General features: G+C 62.6%; 15 protein-coding genes. 2 read left to right on the forward strand and 13 right to left on the reverse strand.

Annotation, left to right across the window (positions count from 1 at the left end):
* Positions 1-144 precede the first annotated feature (144 nt).
* From JN756_RS12550 to xylA, 4 genes are all read right to left on the reverse strand, one after another.
* The gene (locus JN756_RS12550) at positions 145-1,281 is read right to left on the reverse strand and encodes a sugar ABC transporter permease (protein ID WP_201022136.1); all 1,137 of its coding nucleotides are present in this window, start codon (positions 1,279-1,281) and stop codon (positions 145-147) included.
* A complete protein-coding gene (xylG, locus tag JN756_RS12555; protein ID WP_169865995.1) occupies positions 1,282-2,826 on the reverse strand; it encodes a D-xylose ABC transporter ATP-binding protein in 1,545 nt (514 codons plus the stop codon).
* 135 nt (positions 2,827-2,961) lie between these two features.
* Positions 2,962-3,960: a D-xylose ABC transporter substrate-binding protein gene (gene xylF / locus JN756_RS12560; RefSeq protein WP_017847900.1), complete on the reverse strand. Its 999-nt coding sequence runs from the start codon at positions 3,958-3,960 to the stop codon at positions 2,962-2,964.
* Positions 3,961-4,192: 232 nt separating this feature from the next.
* Positions 4,193-5,509: a xylose isomerase gene (xylA, locus tag JN756_RS12565; protein WP_017847899.1), complete on the reverse strand. Its 1,317-nt coding sequence runs from the start codon at positions 5,507-5,509 to the stop codon at positions 4,193-4,195.
* A gap of 139 nt (positions 5,510-5,648) precedes the next feature.
* On the opposite strand from xylA, the gene JN756_RS12570 reads away from it, so the two are divergent.
* Positions 5,649-6,824 (forward strand): XylR family transcriptional regulator, encoded by a 1,176-nt coding sequence (locus JN756_RS12570; RefSeq protein WP_046383927.1) that lies wholly within the window; start codon positions 5,649-5,651, stop codon positions 6,822-6,824.
* A 50-nt stretch (positions 6,825-6,874) separates the two neighbouring features.
* On the opposite strand, the gene JN756_RS12575 is transcribed toward JN756_RS12570, so the two are convergent.
* Positions 6,875-7,918, reverse strand: a complete 1,044-nt coding sequence (locus tag JN756_RS12575) for an LLM class flavin-dependent oxidoreductase (RefSeq protein WP_046383926.1) — start codon at positions 7,916-7,918, stop codon at positions 6,875-6,877.
* Between the two features lie 188 nt (positions 7,919-8,106).
* Here JN756_RS12575 and JN756_RS12580 point away from each other — a divergent pair, with 188 nt between their 5' ends.
* Entirely contained in the window at positions 8,107-8,325 is a 219-nt protein-coding gene (locus JN756_RS12580; protein ID WP_046383925.1) for a hypothetical protein, read from the forward strand.
* Between the two features lie 53 nt (positions 8,326-8,378).
* Here the strand turns inward: JN756_RS12580 and JN756_RS12585 are convergent, their stop codons facing one another.
* The 8 genes from JN756_RS12585 to JN756_RS12620 form a co-directional block, all read right to left on the reverse strand.
* Positions 8,379-8,864, reverse strand: a complete 486-nt coding sequence (locus JN756_RS12585; RefSeq protein ID WP_046383924.1) for a flavin reductase family protein — start codon at positions 8,862-8,864, stop codon at positions 8,379-8,381.
* Between the two features lie 1,285 nt (positions 8,865-10,149).
* Positions 10,150-10,722, reverse strand: a complete 573-nt coding sequence (locus JN756_RS12590) for a sarcosine oxidase subunit gamma (RefSeq protein ID WP_201022137.1) — start codon at positions 10,720-10,722, stop codon at positions 10,150-10,152.
* A gap of 3 nt (positions 10,723-10,725) precedes the next feature.
* Entirely contained in the window at positions 10,726-13,623 is a 2,898-nt protein-coding gene (locus JN756_RS12595) for a 2Fe-2S iron-sulfur cluster-binding protein (protein WP_201022138.1), read from the reverse strand.
* Positions 13,620-13,919, reverse strand: coding sequence for a sarcosine oxidase subunit delta (locus tag JN756_RS12600; RefSeq protein ID WP_057005905.1), 300 nt, complete (start codon positions 13,917-13,919; stop codon positions 13,620-13,622). Before JN756_RS12600 ends, JN756_RS12595 begins: the two co-directional genes overlap by 4 nt.
* Before the next feature lie 13 nt (positions 13,920-13,932).
* Entirely contained in the window at positions 13,933-15,174 is a 1,242-nt protein-coding gene (locus JN756_RS12605; RefSeq protein WP_046383920.1) for an FAD-dependent oxidoreductase, read from the reverse strand.
* A complete protein-coding gene (folD, locus tag JN756_RS12610) occupies positions 15,156-16,061 on the reverse strand; it encodes a bifunctional methylenetetrahydrofolate dehydrogenase/methenyltetrahydrofolate cyclohydrolase FolD (protein WP_079443521.1) in 906 nt (301 codons plus the stop codon). The genes JN756_RS12605 and folD overlap by 19 nt, the downstream gene beginning before the upstream one ends.
* Positions 16,058-16,924 (reverse strand): formyltetrahydrofolate deformylase, encoded by an 867-nt coding sequence (gene purU, locus JN756_RS12615; protein WP_046383918.1) that lies wholly within the window; start codon positions 16,922-16,924, stop codon positions 16,058-16,060. The genes folD and purU overlap by 4 nt, the downstream gene beginning before the upstream one ends.
* A gap of 284 nt (positions 16,925-17,208) precedes the next feature.
* On the reverse strand, positions 17,209-17,808 hold the full coding sequence (locus JN756_RS12620; protein WP_046383917.1) for a helix-turn-helix domain-containing protein: 600 nt from the start codon (positions 17,806-17,808) through the stop codon (positions 17,209-17,211).
* Positions 17,809-17,868 lie beyond the last annotated feature (60 nt).

The raw sequence follows: 17,868 nt of genomic DNA on the forward strand, positions 1-17,868 counted from the left end.
CCGCTCAAACAATGGAATGCGGTCAATGTGGGAGGGGCGGTGCGACGGTTCGACTTGCTCCCGATGGCGGTGGTTCAGGCACTCATGCAGTGACTGACCCACCGCCATCGGGGGCAAGCCCCCTCCCACATGGGAGAGTGGGGTTTATCGGCGACCCGCCCGCGTACTCACATCCACCCACACCGCCAGCACCAAAATGCTGCCCTTCACAATCATCTGCCAGTAACTGTCCACATCCAGCATCGACATGCCGTTATCCAGGCTGGTAATCACCAGCGCCCCGAGCAGCGCGCCATACACCGTGCCCGAGCCGCCGCGCATGGAGGTGCCGCCGATAAAGCAGGCGGCGATGGCGTCGAGTTCGCCCATGTTGCCTGCCGACGGTGAACCGGCGGCGAGGCGTGCGGTGTTGACCAGGCCGGCGAGGGCGCACATCACGCCCATGATGCCGAAGATCCACAGTTTGACGGCCTGCACGTTGATGCCCGACAGGCGCGTGGCTTCCATGTTGCTGCCCACCGCATACACGCGGCGGCCGAATACGGTCTGGCTGGTGACGTAGCTGAACACGCCGAGCAGCACCAGCAACAGCAGCACCGGCACCGGGATGCCGTCGTAGCTGTTGAGGGTGGTGACGAACCCGGCCAGCACCGCGCCGATCACCGCCACGCGCAGCACGTCGCGCATCAATGAGTGTGCGGCCAAGCCATGCAGTGCGCGGTTGCGCCGTTGTTTCCAGGTCAAAAACAGGGTCAGGGCAAACAGCAAAATCCCGAGGCCGATGCCCACCGCATGCGGCAGATAGCCCTGGCCCACGTACACCAGCGACGGCGACACCGGCGCGATGGTGGTGCCGCCGGTGATGCCCAGCAGAATCCCGCGAAACGCCAGCATGCCGCCCAAACCGACGATAAACGACGGGATGCGCAGGTACGCGGTCATGTAGCCGTTGGCCAAACCGATCATCAACCCGCACAGCGCCACCAGGCTCAGGTTGGCCAGCAGCGGCAGGTGATAGACCACGTCCAGAATCGCCGCGAGCCCGCCCAACAAGCCGAGCATCGAGCCCACCGACAAATCGATCTCGCCGCTGATGATCACCAGCACCATGCCGCAGGCCAGAATCCCGGTGATCGACATCTGCCGCAGCAGGTTGGACAGGTTGCGCGGGGTGAGGAAGCCGCCCTCGGTCTGCCAACTGAAAAACAGCCAGATGAACGCCACGGCGATCACCAACGCGAGCATTTTGTAGCGGGTAAACAGCTGTTTGAGCTGATTCATCTAAGCGGTCTTCCGATCATTATTATTTTGGCTGAGCGCAGCGGCGAGGACCTGTTCCTGGGTGAGGCCTTCGTTGATGAAATCCCCACGCAACTGGCCGTCGCCGATCACCAGCACGCGGTTGGACACGCCGAGCACTTCGGCCAGTTCCGAGGAGACCATGATGATCGCCACGCCTTCGGCCGCCAGCGCGCCCATCAGTTTGTAGATCTCATACTTGGCGCCCACATCCACCCCGCGCGTGGGCTCGTCGAGGATCAGCACCTTGGGCTTGGCCATGAGCATTTTCGCCAGCACGGCCTTTTGCTGATTGCCGCCGGACAGGCTGGTGATCGGCAAAAACGGGCTGGCGGTCTTGAGATGCATGCGCGCGATCTGCCGGTCGATGCTGCCCAGTTCGGCCTCGGCGTCGATGCGCGTCAGGTGCGCGTAGGTGTCGAGTACCGCCAGGGTGATGTTCTGGCCCACGCCCAGGTCGGGAATGATGCCCTGGCGCTTGCGGTCCTCGGGCACCATGCACAGCCCGGCGCGGATCGATTTGAGCGGCGTGCGCGTGTCGATCAGTTGGCCATCGAGCCAGACTTCGGCGCTGTAGCGGCCGGGGTAGGCGCCGAACAAGGCCGAGACCAGCTCCGTGCGCCCGGCGCCGACCAGCCCGGCAATGCCGAGGATTTCCCCGCGCCTGAGTACGAAGGAGATGTCGTCCACGCGTTTGCGCTTGGGGTTGTCGACGTCGTAGCAGGTGACATGGCGCGCTTCGAACATCACCTCACCGATCTCATGCGGCTCGGTGGGGTAGAGGTTGCTCATTTCGCGCCCGACCATCTGCGTGATGATCCGGGGGATATCCATGTCGGCCATGGCGCTGGTCGCGATGTGCTGGCCGTCGCGGATCACCGTGATGGTGTCGCACACCGCCGCCACTTCATCGAGCTTGTGGGAGATGTACACGCAGGCCACGCCCTTGGCCTTGAGGCCCTTGATGATCTCCAGCAGTACCTCGATTTCCGAGCGGGTCAGGGCCGAGGAAGGCTCGTCGAGGATCAGCAGGCGCGCCTGTTTATTCAGGGCCTTGGCGATTTCCACCAGTTGCTGGTAGCCACCACCATACTGCGACACCGGCAGCGCGACGTTCATGTCCGGCACCTTCAGCTCGCGCATCAACGCTTCGGCGCGGTGCAGCATCGCCGGGTAGTTCATGCGCCCGCCGGGCAGGGTCAGTTCGTGGCCCATGAAGATGTTCTCGGCCACCGACAGGTCCGGCACCAGGGTCAGTTCCTGGTGAATGATGACGATGCCGGCCGCCTCGGTTTCGCTGATCGACTGGGCCTTGAGCGGCTGCCCGTCCCAGAGGATTTCGCCGTCCCAGGTGCCATGGGGATAAACCGCCGACAGCACCTTCATCAAGGTGGATTTACCGGCTCCGTTCTCGCCGCACAGGCCGACACATTCCCCCGGCCGCACCTTGATATCGATGCCGTTGAGCGCGTTGACACCGCCAAAGCGTTTGACGATGCCGTTCATTTGCAGCAGGTAGTGCGACATGGCGATGGCTCACACAAAAGGCCGAAGAAACGCGGTTTCCCGTAGGAGCGAGCTTGCTCGCGAAGAACCCCCAGGCAACGCGCACATCCAGGATGCCCGCGTCATCGTTGACGTTTTTCGCGGGCAAGCCCGCTCCTACAGGCCGATCTGCTCTTTGGTGTAGAAGCCGTCCTTCTCCAACAGGTCGATATTGGCCTTGGTCAGCGGGGTCGGGGTGAGCAGGATGGTGTCGACTTTCTTGCTGCCGTTGTCGTATTGCGAGCTGTAGGTGGGCTTCTCGTTGCGCGCCAGTTGCACCGAGAGCTTGGCGGCTTCGGTGGCGATCAGTTTGAGCGGCTTGTACACGGTCATGGTCTGGGTGCCGTCGATCACGCGCTTGACGGCGGCGAGGTCGGCGTCTTGCCCGGAGATCGGCACCTTGCCCGCCAGCTTCTGCGCGGCCAGGGCCTGGATCGCACCGCCGGCGGTGGCGTCGTTGGAGGCGACGATGGCGTCGATCTTATTGTTGTTCCGGGTCAGGGCGTTTTCGACGATGCTCAGGGCTTCGGTCGGGTTCCATTCCTTGACCCACTGCTGGCCGACAATCTTGATGTCGCCCTTGTCGATGGCCGGTTGCAGCACCTTCATCTGGCCTTCGCGCAGGACCTTGGCATTGTTGTCGGTGGGCGCACCGCCGAGCAGGAAATAGTTGCCCTTGGGCGCCGCCTGCAGCACGCCATTGGCCTGCATCTCGCCGACCTTTTCGTTATCGAAGGAGATGTAGGCGTCGATATCCGCGTTGAGGATCAGGCGGTCATACGACACCACCTTGATCCCGGCCTTCTTGGCTTCGGCGATGGCGTTGGTCAGCACGGTGGCGTTGAACGGCACGATCACGATCACGTCGACGCCGCGGGAGATCAGGTTTTCGATCTGGGAAATCTGCTTTTGCTCGTTGGCATCGGCCGACTGCACAAACACCTTGGCATCGAGTTTTTCCGCCGCCGCGACGAAGTAGTCACGATCGCGGGACCAGCGTTCCAGGCGCAGGTCGTCGATGGAAAAACCGATTTTCGGATGGGCCGGATCGGCCATGACCGGCAGGGCGAGCAGGGCCAGGGCAGAGGCGAGCAGGGTGCGTTTAAATGACTTCATGGTGGTGCGTCCTTTTATTGTTGTTGGAAAGACACAGCGTGATGCGGGTAGAACTGTAGAGCGTCCCTCGACGCTCTGTGCGTAGATTTGTCGCGCAAATGTCACCGCCGCCCCCTGTGTAGGAGCGAGCTTGCTCGCGAAAATCGCGAACTCGACACGTTTATCCAGGCATCACGCGTCATCGTTGACGTTTTTCGCGAGCAAGCTCGCTCCTACACAGAGGGCTGCGTGATCAGGTGTAGATAAATCGATTCACGATGCCCTCCAGCATCTCCTGCCGACCACTCACGGCCTGCGGGTTGAGTTCGTGGGCAAACGCATGTTCGGCCAGGGATTCCAGGCTGAATTCGCCGGCCAGTACCGCCTGGCCCAACGGTTGCTGCCAGCCGGCATAGCGCTGGTCCTTGAACTGCTGCAACCGATCGTTCTGCACCATCGCCGCCGCGCGTTCCAGCGCCAGGGCGAGCACATCCATGGCGGCGACGTGGCCGTGGAACAGGTCGATCTCGTCCAGGCTCTGGCGGCGCACCTTGGAATCGAAGTTGTAGCCGCCATTCTTGAAGCCGCCGGCCTTGAGGATTTCATACGTCGCGAGGGTCATCTCCTCGACGCTGTTGGGGAACTGGTCGGTGTCCCAGCCGTTCTGCGGGTCGCCGCGGTTGGCGTCGATGCTGCCGAAGATCCCGAGGGACACCGCGGTGGCGATCTCATGATGAAAGCTGTGCCCGGCCAGGGTCGCGTGGTTGGCCTCGATATTCACCTTGATCTCGTGTTCCAGGCCGTACTCATGCAGGAAGCCGAACACCGTGGCGCTGTCGTAATCGTATTGGTGCTTGGTCGGCTCCTGGGGCTTGGGTTCGATCAGCAGGTCGCCCTTGAAGCCGATCTTGTGCTTGTGCTCCACCACCATGTGCATAAAGCGCCCGAGCTGTTCGCGCTCGCGCTTGAGGTCGGTATTGAGCAGGGTTTCGTAACCTTCGCGGCCGCCCCACAGCACATAATTGGCGCCCTTGAGCCGCAGCGTGGCGTTCATCGCGCTGCACACCTGGGCGGCGGCGTAGGCGAACACCTCCGGGTCCGGGTTACTCGCGGCGCCGGCGGCAAAGCGCGGGTTGCTGAAGCAATTGGCGGTGCCCCACAGCAGTTTGACGCCGGTCTGTTCCTGGTGGCGTTCGAGGTGATCGACCATCTGCGCGAAGTGGTTGCGGTACTCCTTGAGCGAACTGCCTTCCGGCGCCACGTCAGTGTCGTGAAAGCTGTAGTAGTCGATGCCCAGCTTGGAGAAAAACTCAAAGGCCGCCTCGGCCTTGCCGATCGCCACTTCCATCGGCTCGCCGCTGCGCTGCCACGGGCGCTTGAAGGTGCCCATGCCAAACATATCCGCGCCGGGCCAGACGAAGGTGTGCCAATAACAGGCGGCCATGCGCAGGTGTTCGCGCATCGGTTTGCCGAGGATCAGTTTGTTGGCGTCGTAGTGGCGAAAGGCGAGGGGGGCGTCGCTGGCGGGGCCTTCGAAGCGAACCTTCTCGACACCGGGGAAGTACGTCATGGCGTGTTCCTTATTGTTCTTGGCGGTGTCTGGATACTAGCAACGGCACTGGGCCCGGCGATTATGAAAATCGTCAAGGTGTAGTGCGATTTTGAGTGGCGGGGTCTAACCTGTGGCGACCGGCCTCAGGACAAAAACAATGAAAACCCTACCGCCCGTCCACCGCATCGCCTTGCTGTTCAACGGCAGCAAAATCTATGACCGCGGCATCATCACCGGCATCGGCAATTACCTGAGCAGCACCCGCGCGTCCTGGGATTTGTTCCTGGAGGAAGATTTTTTGTGCCGCCTCAAAGGCATCGAGCGCTGGCAGGGCGACGGCATCATTGCCGACTTCGACGACCCGCTGATCGGCGAGGCACTGGCCGATATCAAGCTGCCGGTGGTGGCGGTGGGCGGTTCCTACGAGGATGCGCGTGCCTACCCCAGGGGCATCCCCTACGTGGCCACCGACAACCATGCGCTGATGAAGCTGGCGTATGAGCATTTGATCGAGGCCGGACTGACCCGGTTTGCCTGTTTCAGCCTGCCGCCAGCCCAGGCCAATCGCTGGGCCCAGGAGCGCGAAAAGGCCTTCAAGCGCCTGCTGCAACGCGATGGTTTGCCGGTGGAGGTGTACCGCGGCCTGGGCACCAGCGCGCCGTTGTGGGACAGCGCGGTGGAGCAGCAGATCGCCTGGCTGCAAAGCCTGCCCAAGCCCATCGGCATCATCGCCGTCACCGACGCCCGCGCCCGGCAATTGCTGCAGGCCTGCCTCACTGCCGGTATCGCCGTGCCGGAGGAGGTGGCGTTGATCGGCATCGACAACGACCCGCTGACCCGCACCCTCACGCGGGTGCCGCTGAGTTCGGTGATCCAGGGCACGGAAACCATGGGCCGCACGGCCGCCGCGCTGCTGCATCAGATGCTGCACGGCAAACCCTGCACCGGCACGCAGATCCTGGTGCCACCGGATGCAATCAATGTGCAGGCTTCCAGCTTGCATCAGCCGTTGGGCAATCCGTATGTGATGCAGGCGCTGCTGTTCATCCGCCAGTACGCCTGCCAGGGCATCAAGACCGCCCAGGTCGCGGCGTATGTCGGTGTATCGCGTTCATCCCTGGAATCGCACTTTCGCAAGACACGCGGGTGCAGCGTGCATGACGAGATCCTGCGCTTCAAACTCGCCGCCGCCGCCAAGGGCCTGGAAAACCACGCCCTGGCGATTGCCGATGTGGCGCAGCAGTGTGGCTTCAAGTCGGCGCAGTACCTGCATACGGTGTTTCGCCGTGAGTTTGGCTGTACGCCGCGGGAATACCAGCAAGGCGCGGCCTAGAAAAAAGCCGCCTGCTCCGTGAAGAGGCAAGCGGCTTGGTCATTCACCGATCAACGAAACGCTGGCACGACCTGCTCGATAAACAGCGCCAGGGACTTTTTCTTCTCGGCATGGGGCAGGCTGTTGTCGCACCAGAAGCTGAACTCATCCACGCCCAGTTCCTGGTAGTACTTGATGCGCGGGATGATTTCTGCGGCGGTGCCGATCATCGCGGTCTTGTGCAGGCTGTCCAGCTCGAACTCCGGGCGGCCGGCGAATTTTTCTTCCGGGCTTGGCGCCAGGAAGCCATTGACCGGCACTTCCTTGTTGCCGAACCAGGCATCGAAGGTGCGATAGAACTTGGAGATCGCCTTGGCCCCGACTTTCCAGCCTTCCGGGTCGTCGGCGGCGTGTACGTGGGTGTGGCGCAGCACCATCAATTGCGGGCGCGGCACGCCGGGGTTGTTGTCGAGGGCGGTCTGGAATTTGTTTTTCAGGTCCAGGACTTCTTCGTCGCCCTTCATCAGCGGCGTGACCATCACGTTGCAGCCGTTGGCCACCGCGAAGTTGTGGGAGTCCGGGTCGCGGGCGGCGATCCACATCGGCGGGTTGGGCTTCTGTACGGGCTTGGGCACGCTGGTGGAGGTGGGGAATTTCCAGATGTCGCCGTCGTGGGCGTAGTCGCCTTGCCACAACGCGCGCACCACCGGGACCATTTCGCGCAGCGCCTGGCCGCCGCTGGAAGCGGGCATGCCGCCGGCCATGCGGTCGAACTCGACCTGGTAGGCGCCACGGGCCAGGCCGACTTCCATGCGGCCGTTGCTGATCACGTCAAGCAAGGCGCATTCACCCGCCACCCGCAGCGGGTGCCAGAACGGCGCGATGATGGTGCCGGCGCCCAGGTGAATGGTGGTGGTCTTGGCCGCGAGGTAAGCCAGCAACGGCATCGGGCTTGGCGAGATGGTGTATTCCATGGCGTGGTGTTCGCCAATCCAGACGGTGCTGAAGCCACCGGCTTCGGCCATCAGGGTCAATTCGGTCAAGTCTTCGAACAACTGGCGGTGGCTGATGCTCTCGTCCCAACGTTCCATGTGTACGAACAGGGAAAACTTCATGACGCGTACCTCGGATCTATTGTGATCGGCCTGTCGACCGCGGGCCCTTAAGTGCTCTCGCCGTTGTAACGCTTGCCGGGGATAACGGCTGTTCGGCGGATTGATTGTTGGTATACCATAATATGGAATATCCACAAAACTTTTCTCTCCAACGGTTACACCCTCACCTCACAAGGAAGGCGAGCCCGATGAACATAAAACAAAAACTGATCCTGGCCTTTGCGGTGATTGCCAGCCTACCGGTGATTCTGGTGGCTGTGCTGATCATCCTCAACGTGCATGAGGTTCTTCACCGAGCCGACCATGATCGCGTGGTCTCACGCCACTGGGAGGGGCTGACACCCCGCAATCAAACTGTGGGAGGGGGCTTGCCCCCGATGGCGGAGGAACAGCCAGCTTATCTGTAGCTGACCCACCGCTATCGGGGGCAAGCCCCCTCCCACAAAGTTTTGTGTGTGGCTTAAGCCGGCATGGGCAATGCGCCCATCTTGCCGTGGCAATACACCAGTGGTCCGGCGTTCTGCTGGGGCACGATGAGGTTCTTCACCGAGCCGACCATGATCGCGTGGTCGCCGCCTTCGTACTCGCGCCACAGCTCGCATTCGATCACCGCCGTGGCATTCGCCAGGATCGGATTGCCCCGCTCGCTGAGCGTCCATTCGAGGCCTTGGGCCTTGTCTTTGCCCTTGCGCGCAAAGGCATACGCTTCGGTTTGCTGCCCGCCGGAAAGCACGTGGATGGCAAAGCGTTTGTTCTTGATCAACACCGGGTACGAGTCGGAGCTGTAGTTGGGGCAGAACAGCACCAGCGCCGGGTCCATCGATAATGAACTGAAAGCACTGGCGGTCAGCCCGACGATTTGCCCGTCGTCATCGAGCGTGGTGATCACGGTGACCCCGGACGGAAACGAACCCATCACTTGTTTGTAGATAGCGGCATCGATCATGGGACGGTCCTCGGCGGTGGAGCGGTTTTTATAGATTTGTAGGTATTATGGTATACCGTAATACAAAGCATGCAACTGCTTTTTCAAGCGCCCGATGAACGTCAATTATTGGTCTTGTAACCAATAAATACTGGGGTAAAGGCGAGAAATGGCTATTGGCCATGTGGCACATTAGCCGATCAGATTAGCGCCAGAGCTACGGATCAGTCGTGTAAAAAACTGGGGGGCGTGTGGCGCTGTCGAGCGTGATCCTCATCGATTGCTGCCTGGCGACGCGTCAGTACACGCAGGCGGTCAGGGCGGGGCGGTTGGGGTATACCAACTGAACAGGTTTTTCTGGCGAGAGCGCGGCGTTAATCCTGGCTTACCGCGTCATCGTTAACGATCCTCGCGGGCAAGCTCCGCTCCTACGGTGACGGGGTCATCTGTAGGAGCGAGCTTGCTCGCGAAAAACCCGAGAGCGCTGCGTTAATCCTGGCTTACCGCGTCATCGTTAACGACCCTCGCGGGCAAGCTCCGCTCCTACGGTGACGGAGTCATCTGTAGGAGCGAGCTTGCTCGCGAAAAACCCGAGAGCGCCACGTTGATCCTGGCTTACCGCGTCATCGTTAACGACCCTCGCGGGCAAGCTCCGCTCCTACGGTGACGGGGTCATCTGTAGGAGCGAGCTTGCTCGCGAAAAACCCGAGAGCGCCACGTTGACCCTGGCTTACCGCGTCATCGTTAACGACCCTCGCGGGCAAGCTCCGCTCCTACGGCGACGGGGTCATCTGTAGGAGCGAGCTTGCTCGCGAAAAACCTGAGGCCGCTGCGTTAATCCTGGCTTACCGCGTCATCGTTAACGATCCTCGCGGGCAAGCTCCGCTCCTACGGCGACGGAGTCATCTGTAGGAGCGAGCTTGCTCGCGAAAAACCTGAGGCCGCTGCGTTAATCCTGGCTTACCGCGTCATCGTTAACGATCCTCGCGGGCAAGCTCCGCTCCTACGGTGACGGGGTCATCTGTAGGAGCGAGCTTGCTCGCGAAAAACCTGAGGCCGCTGCGTTAATCCTGGCTAACCGCGTCATCGTTAACGATCCTCGCGGGCAAGCTCCGCTCCTACGGCGACGGGGTCATCTGTAGGAGCGAGCTTGCTCGCGAAAAACCTGAGGCCGCTGCGTTAATCCTGGCTTACCGCGTCATCGTTAACGACCCTCGCGGGCAAGCTCCGCTCCTACGGTGACGGGGTCATCTGTAGGAGCGAGCTTGCTCGCGAAAACCCCGAGAGCGCCGCGTTGACCCTGGTTTTACGCGCGATCGGCAAGCCCCAACCCGCCAAACTCCTCCAACGCATCCCGCAACGCGCCGTCGAAGTAGTCCTTCGAGGCGCGGTCCCAGAGGATGTGGAACGCTGGCGCGTCCACGCTTCCCGAGTGGATGACGATCACATTGATCCGTGCCGCCGCCGTCTGCGCCACCGCTCCCGGCTTGAAGGCCGGAAAACTGAGATCGACGCCGCACAGCTTGGCCATCACCTGGGCAATCACCGCGCCGCTGAGCAGCACGCAAGCATGACTGTCCTGGCGCGGCAGCAGGTAGTGGGCGCGGTGGTCGAGTTCCCAGCGCGCTTCTTCATCGGCGATGCGCTGGCCCTGGTCCGCAGGGCTGCCCAGCAGCAGGTATTCGTTCTGTGACAGGCGCGCCACCCAGCTGCCGTCCGCCTGTGCGGTCGCTCGGTTGGGCGCGTCGGGCAGGGTGAAACCGCGGGCCGTGAGGTACTCGGCGCTGTGTGCGCCGCGAAAGCCGACCCGGGGCAGGTCGGTCTGGTCGATCAGGCGGCAGGGCGGCGTGAGCAATTCGTGGGCTTTCAGACTGGTCATGGCTTAACCCTCCTGGCGTTGGTTGGTGGGGTCGAAGAACGGTAGCTGCACCACTTCGGCCTGGACGACGATGCCGCCTTCGACGCGAATCGGAATGCATTGCCCCGGTGTGCTCTGGTCGATCCCTGCGTAGGCCAGGCCGATGATCCGGCCCAGGCTGGCGGAGTATTCACACGAGGTGACGTTGCCGCTGATGTCCGGGCCGTTGAGCACCAGGTGGCCTTCCAGCGGCTGCACGCTGCCCTTGGGCAAGCTGAAGCCGACCAGTTTGCGTTTCAGCGGCTGGGCTTCGAGGATGTCCACCGAGCGGCGGCCGACGAAGAACGGTTTGTTGCGGCTGACCGCCCAGCCCATGTCGATTTCCGCCGGGTGGGTCATGCCGTCGGTGTCCTGGCTGATGATCACGTGGCCTTTTTCCAGGCGCAGCAGGCGCTGGGTTTCGACGCCGAAGGGACGAATGTCGAAGGCTTTGCCGGCGGCCATCAACGCATCCCACAATGCCAGGCCATGACGTGCGGCAACGTGGATTTCATAACCCAGTTCGCCGACGAAACCGACCCGCAGCAGCCGCGCCTTGATCCCGGCCACCGTGCCCTGGCGCACGCCGAGGTAAGGGAAACCCTCGGCGCTCAGGTCGAGGTCGCTGCACAGCTGTTCCAGCACTTTGCGCGAATCCGGCCCGGCCACGTTCACCGCACAGATCGCGGCGGTGACGTTGGCCACATCCACGTCCAGGCGCCATTGCGCGTTCCACTTGAGCATCTGCTGGTAGATGCGGTCGACGCCGCTGGTGGTGGCGGTGACGTAGAAGTGCTTGTCGGCCAGCCGCGCGCACACGCCGTCGTCGATCACCACCCCGTGTTCATTGGTCATCAGCGCATAACGCGAACGGCCCACCGGCTGCTTGAGAAATGCGAAGGTGTACATCCGGTTGAGCAGTTCGGCGGCATCCGGGCCGCGCACGTCCAGGCCGCCGAGGGTGGACACATCGATCAGCCCGACCTTGTTGCGCACATGCAGGGCTTCGGCCTGCATGCACGCGTCGCGGTCCTCGGCCTTGCCGTAATAGGCCGGGCGCTGCCAGATGCCGGCGGGCATCATCTTCGCCCCGGCCTGCAGGTGCCGCGCATGCATCGGCGTTTGCCGGTAGGGGTCGAAGGCGCGCCCGGCGACGTGGGCGAGTTTCTCCGCCACGAACGGCGGCCGTGCGGTGGTGACCCCGGTTTCGCTGATATTGCGCTGGGTCGCCCAGGCCACCAGGCGCGCGGTCGGCAACGCCGAGTGGCGGCCCTGGGACGGGCCCATGCCGACGGTGGAGTAGCGTTTCACCAACTGCACATCGCGGTAGCCGATGCGGGTGGCGTTGATGATATCCGCCACTTGCAGGTCTTCGTCGAAGTCGACGAAATCCTTGCCCTTGGGGTGCGGGAAGATCGGCCAGTTGAAGTTGACCTGGGCTTCGCTGCGCAGCGGGGTACGCGCTGCGGCAGGGCTCAAGCCGAGGGCGAGGGCGATGTCGTGGGCGGCGTTGCTCGCGTCCGCCAGTACATTGTCCAGTTGGTGCCGACCGTGGACCGAACCGGCCACATTCAGGTTCTGCGGCAGGCCGCTGAGGCTGAACTCTGCACGCGAGTCCTCATAGGCCAATTTGCCGCCGGCCTGGCACAGCAGTTGGTACACCGGCATATAGCCGGCCGACATGCACAGCAGGTCGCAGTCGATCACCTGCCCCTTGTCACTGACCTGGCCCTGAGCGGTGATCTGGCGCACATCGACACCCTTCACATGGCGCAGGCCTTTTTCATGCAAGGCCTCGAACACCGTGCTGTTAGTCAGGCAACGGATCTTGCGCTGCGCCAGCGCGCCGGCCAGGGCCTGGTCGGCGGGGGCGTGGCGCAGGTCGACCACGGCGGCGACGTCCACGCCCTGGTCATGCAGGTCGAGGGCGGCGAGGTAACCGTCATCGTTGCCGGTGAGCACCACCGCGCGTTTGCCGGGCTTGACGGCGTAGAGCTTGATCAGGCGTTGCGCGGCGCTGGTCAGCATCACCCCCGGCAGGTCGTTGTTGCGAAAGATCACCGGCTGGTCGAACGAGCCGCTGCACACCAGGCACTGCTGCGCGCGCACCTTGTACAGGCGCTTGCCCTGGATCACCGGCAGGTAGTTGTCGGTGAACCAGGCGTTGCAGGTGGCCTCGGTGAGCACCTGGATATTCGCGTGTTGCTGCACCGCGCTGAGCAATTCGCGGCGCAGGTTGTCGGCGCGGGTGCCGGCGATATCGAAGCGCGCATAAGTGAGCGAACCGCCGAGGATCGGCTGCTGCTCGATCAGCAGCACCTTCGCCCCGGCATTCGCGGCGGTCAGCGCCGCCTGCAAGCCGGCGGGGCCGGCGCCGATGACGGCGAGGTCGGTGAACAGGTAGGCCTTGTCGTAGTACTCGGGCTGGAAGTTCAGGTCGAGGACGCCCAGGCCGGCTTTTTTACGGATGATCGGCTCCCACACTTTCCACATGCCCTTGGGCTTGTAGAACGAGCGGTAGTAGAAACCCACCGGCATGAATTTGGAGAACTTGCCCATATAGGCATCGCGGTCGTGGTCCAGCGTGCCGTTGACGTTCTGCGCGGTCACCGCCAGGCCGTTGCTCAGCGCGTGGGCATCGGCCAGCACGTTGGGTTCCTGGGGCAATTGCACCAGGCTGTTGGCGTCCTGGCCGGCCATGCTCAGCGGCCCGCGTGGGCGGTGGTATTTGAACGAGCGCGACATCAGAAAGCGCCCGTTGGCGAGCAGGGCGCTGGCGATGCTGTCGCCCTGCAGGCCCTGGTAGGGGTGGCCGTCGAAACTGAAATCGAGTGGCTGATCGCGTTGGATCAGCAGGCCCATGGGGGCGGGGAGGCGGTTCATCCGGCGATCTCCTGGGGGGTGTTGAAGTCGACGCGGTGGGTGAACAGTTCCTTGGGATCGAAGGTGCGCAGGATCTCGTCGGTGACGGTGTGGCGCTCGGCGAGGAACCAGTAGCTGGACGGCGTGTGCATCCACCATTCACGCACTACACCGGCGAGGTTGTCGGTGTTGAACACGTAGTCGGCCCATTCGGCGTCGCTGCAGTTGACCGGATCGGGCATGGGCTTGAACTCGCCGCCGTAGGTGAACTCGCTGATATTGCGCGGCCCGTTGAGCGGGCACATCATGATTTTCATAGTCCGCTCTCCATCAGTGACTGGCCGCCGTGGCGCCCATCTCATTGACTTGCTGGAAGGTCGAGAAACGTTCGAGGCCAAAGGGTTTGATCAGCTCCGGTACCTTGCCGCCGCTGGCGACCAACTCGGCCATGGTCTTGCCGCAGATCGGCGTGGCCTTGAAACCCCAGGTGCCCCAACCGGCGTCGAGGTAGTAATTCTTCACCGGCGACAGGCCCATGATCGGGCTGTAGTCCGGGGTCATGTCGGTGATCCCGGCCCACTGGCGCATCAACTTGGCGTTGGCCAGGAACGGGAACATTTCGATGGCATGGGCCAGCAGGCTTTCCTTGAGGTCCAGGGTCGAGCGTGTGTTGAACAGCGGGTAGGGGTCGGAACCGCCGCCGAACACCACTTCGCCGCGACTGGTTTGCTGCACGTAGCAGTGCAGGGCCGAGGAACTCACCAGCGGGTCGAGGAACGGCTTGAACGGCTGGGTGACCATGGCCTGCAGCGGGAAGGTCTGGATCGGCGAGCGGATGCCGGCCTTGGCCATCAACAGTGAGCTGTGCCCGGCAATCGCCTGCACCGCGCAGCCGCACCGGATGGTGCCGCGATTGGTTTTCACCGCGGTGATGGCGCCGTTTTCAATGATCAGGTCTTGCACTTCGGTGAGCTGATGGATTTCCACGCCGCGCTTGGCCGCCTGCTTGGCGTAGCCCCAGGCCACGGCATCGTGGCGCGCGGTGGCGCCGTCGATGTGCCAGAGCCCGGCGAGCACCGGCAGGTGGCCGGGGTCGAGGTTGAGGCTGGGCACCAGTTCGCGGATCTGCTGGCGGTCGATCATCTCGGTGCGCCCGCCGAAGTGCTTGTTGACCTCGGCGCGCTGGCGGAACGAACGCACGGTGGCGTCGGTGTGGGCCAGGGTCAGTTGGCCGCGCTCGGAGTACATGATGTTGAAATCGAATTCGTTGGACAGCGCCTGGAACATCTTCACTGACTCGGCGTAGAAACGCACCCCTTCGCTGGTCAGGTAGTTGGAGCGGATCACCGCTGTGTTACGCGCGGTGTTGCCGCCGCCCAGATAGGACTTTTCCAGCACGGCAATGTTGCTGATGCCGTGGTACTTGGCCAGGTAGTAGGCGGTCGCCAGGCCGTGGCCGCCGGCGCCGATGATCACCACGTCGTAACTCGACTTGAGTTCTTTGGGCGGCGGCAGATCCACCTCCACCGGGTACTCCGAACTCAGCCCGTATTTCAATAGATTGAATGGCATACGGCCTCCGATTGGCTGCGTAGGGCGTGATGTTGCGCAAGGGCGGCGGTCACGGTGTTTTTCATCAGGAAGGCAATGGTCATCGGGCCGACACCGCCGGGGACCGGGGTGATGGCGGCGACGTGGGGCAGGGCGGCGTCAAAGTCGACATCGCCGACCAGGCGGCTGCGGCCGTCGTCATCGATACGGTTGATGCCGACGTCGATCACCACCGCGCCGGGTTTGAGCCAGCTGGCATCGATCAAGCGTGGGCGGCCCACGGCGGCGATCACGATGTCGGCCTGGCGGCACAGGGCCTGGGCGTTGTGGCTGCGCGAATGCAGCACCGTCACCGAGCAATCGGCCTTGAGCAGCAGCGCCGCCATGGGCTTGCCGACGATGTTCGAGCGGCCGACCACCACCGCGTGTTTACCGCGCAGGTCGCCACAGGTTTGCTCCAGCAGGTACAGGCAACCGCTGGGAGTGCAGGGCGTGAGCACGGCGCGCCCCTGGCTGAGGCCGCCGACGTTCTGGCTGTGGAAACCGTCCACGTCCTTCTGCGGCGCGATGGCTTCCAGGGCGCGCAGTTCGTCCATCTGCTTGGGCAGCGGCAATTGCAAGAGAATGCCGTGGATCGCCGGGTCGGCATTCAACTGGGCGATCAGGATCAACAGTTGTTCGGTGCTGGTGTCGCTGGGCAGCCGATGCTCCACGGAGCGGATGCCCACTTCTTCGGCGCGCAGGATCTTGTTGCGCACATACACCTGGCTGGCGGCGTCGTTGCCCACCAGGATCACCGCCAGGGCCGGTTGAATGGCTTGCTCGTGCAGGCGCGCCACGTCTTCGCGCACTTGCAGCAGTACCCGTGCGGCGGCGGCTTTGCCGTCGATCAGTTTGGGCGCGCTCACCGGAACACCACCGTTCTGTCCTGGTTGAGGAACACCCGATGCTCCAGGTGGTACTTGACCGCCTTGGACAGGGCCACGGTTTCGGTGTCGCGGCCGATGGCGACGAGGTCGTCGGGCTTGTACACGTGGTCCACGCGCTGCACTTCCTGTTCGATGATCGGGCCCTCATCCAGGTCGCTGGTCACATAATGCGCGGTGGCGCCGATCAACTTCACGCCACGCTGATAGGCCTGGTGATAGGGCTTGGCGCCTTTGAAACCGGGCAGGAACGAATGGTGGATATTGATCGCGCGCCCCGACAGTTGCCGGCACAGGTCGTCGGAGAGGATCTGCATGTAGCGCGCCAACACCACCAGTTCGGTGCGGGTGTCGTCGACGATCTTCATCAGCTCGGCTTCCTGCGCGGCCTTGGTGTCCTTGGTCACGGGCAGGTAGATAAAGCGGATGCCCTCGCGCTCGGCCATGGGCCGCAGGTCGAGGTGGTTGGAGACGATGGCGGTGATGGTCATGTCCATCTCGCCCTTGTGGTAGCGGTAGAGCAGGTCGGTGAGGCAGTGGTCGAACTTGCTCACCATCAGCAGCACACGCATCGGCTCGCGGGTGTCGTACAGCGCCCACTGCATGTCGAAGGCCTGGGCGACGTCGGCGAAACCGGCGCGGATCTGTTCCAGGTCGCCGGCGTGCCCATCGTTGAAACGGAACACGGCACGCATGAAGAAGCGACCGCTGAAGTCATCATCGAACTGCGCCATCTCCCCGATGTAGCACGCGTTGTCCGCCAGGTACGTGGTGACGGCAGCGACAATGCCGGACACCGCGGGACAAGTGACCTTGATGATGAAATGGTTTTTTTCGTGTTGCATGACACGTCCTCGGGATGATGGCGGCAGCTCATCGCATAGCGAAAAAACGTCAGAGGACAGCAGGCTCATTCCGTGAGCGCATTTTCTTGTGAGGAATAAAATATTCCTGAAGTGGCTTTATAGGGGAATGGACGCAGGGCGTCTAGGGGTTTTGGGAAAGTTTTTTAACTGAGGGGAAATTTTCCACAGGCCCAGTGGCATCGAACGCTGTTGAAAATGTGGGAGGGGGCTTGCCCCCCTCCCACAATTGGATCTCTGTGCTTCAGGTGTATCGCGAGTCCGGATTATTCTTTGTCGTTGCCGTAATTCATGATCGACAGCAGGCGAATCGGCACCCGCACCAATTCTTCCGGCCCATGGGGAATCTCGCCCTCGAACGTCAGGCTGTCGCCGGCTTCCATCCGATACAGCTGATTCCCATGCCGATAAATCAGCTCCCCTTCCAACAAGTGCAGAAACTCGGTCCCAGGGTGGGCAAAGGTTGGGAACTCCTCGCTGGCGTCGTCCATGCTGACCATGTATGCCTCGAAGCTCTTCTTCGGCCCCCGGGTATGGTTGAGCAGATGGTAGGTATGCCCCTTTTCCGTCCCCCGGCGCACCACTTCCATGCCTTGGTCGGCCTTGACCAGCAAGGCACTGCCGTCCTGTTGATCGTATTCGGCGAACAATTTCGACAACGGCAGCCCGAGCACATCGCACAGGCGGCTGAGGGTGTCGAGGCTGGTGGAGACCTGGGCGTTTTCGATCTTGCTCAACATGCCCTGGCTGATATCGGCAATCTTCGCCACGTCGGACAGCTTCAGGTCCTGGGCCTGGCGCTGGCGTTTGATCTGCAAACCCAGGTATTGCTCGAGTTTGAGGCGGGGGGCGGTTTCGGTGGACATAGTCATCAGATCCTGCACGCTTTCCGTTCAGTAATATTAGTTTCGCACTAGGAAAGTGCA

It is taken from the genome of Pseudomonas sp. Y39-6 (genome assembly GCF_023651955.1).
Lineage (GTDB): Bacteria > Pseudomonadota > Gammaproteobacteria > Pseudomonadales > Pseudomonadaceae > Aquipseudomonas > Aquipseudomonas veronii.

Excerpts from the sequence above, each read along its gene's own strand:
- xylA (WP_017847899.1), bottom strand. The coding sequence starts at position 5,509 with ATGACGTACTTCCCCGGTGTCGAGAAGGTTCGCTTCGAAGGCCCCGCC.
- JN756_RS12605 (WP_046383920.1), bottom strand. The coding sequence starts at position 15,174 with ATGCCATTCAATCTATTGAAATACGGGCTGAGTTCGGAGTACCCGGTG.
- JN756_RS12595 (WP_201022138.1), bottom strand. The coding sequence starts at position 13,623 with ATGAACCGCCTCCCCGCCCCCATGGGCCTGCTGATCCAACGCGATCAG.
- xylF (WP_017847900.1), bottom strand. The coding sequence starts at position 3,960 with ATGAAGTCATTTAAACGCACCCTGCTCGCCTCTGCCCTGGCCCTGCTC.
- JN756_RS12590 (WP_201022137.1), bottom strand. The coding sequence starts at position 10,722 with ATGACCAGTCTGAAAGCCCACGAATTGCTCACGCCGCCCTGCCGCCTG.
- JN756_RS12570 (WP_046383927.1), top strand. The coding sequence starts at position 5,649 with ATGAAAACCCTACCGCCCGTCCACCGCATCGCCTTGCTGTTCAACGGC.
- purU (WP_046383918.1), bottom strand. The coding sequence starts at position 16,924 with ATGCAACACGAAAAAAACCATTTCATCATCAAGGTCACTTGTCCCGCG.
- JN756_RS12580 (WP_046383925.1), top strand. The coding sequence starts at position 8,107 with ATGAACATAAAACAAAAACTGATCCTGGCCTTTGCGGTGATTGCCAGC.
- xylG (WP_169865995.1), bottom strand. The coding sequence starts at position 2,826 with ATGTCGCACTACCTGCTGCAAATGAACGGCATCGTCAAACGCTTTGGC.
- JN756_RS12575 (WP_046383926.1), bottom strand. The coding sequence starts at position 7,918 with ATGAAGTTTTCCCTGTTCGTACACATGGAACGTTGGGACGAGAGCATC.
- JN756_RS12620 (WP_046383917.1), bottom strand. The coding sequence starts at position 17,808 with ATGTCCACCGAAACCGCCCCCCGCCTCAAACTCGAGCAATACCTGGGT.
- JN756_RS12585 (WP_046383924.1), bottom strand. The coding sequence starts at position 8,864 with ATGATCGATGCCGCTATCTACAAACAAGTGATGGGTTCGTTTCCGTCC.
- JN756_RS12550 (WP_201022136.1), bottom strand. The coding sequence starts at position 1,281 with ATGAATCAGCTCAAACAGCTGTTTACCCGCTACAAAATGCTCGCGTTG.
- JN756_RS12600 (WP_057005905.1), bottom strand. The coding sequence starts at position 13,919 with ATGAAAATCATGATGTGCCCGCTCAACGGGCCGCGCAATATCAGCGAG.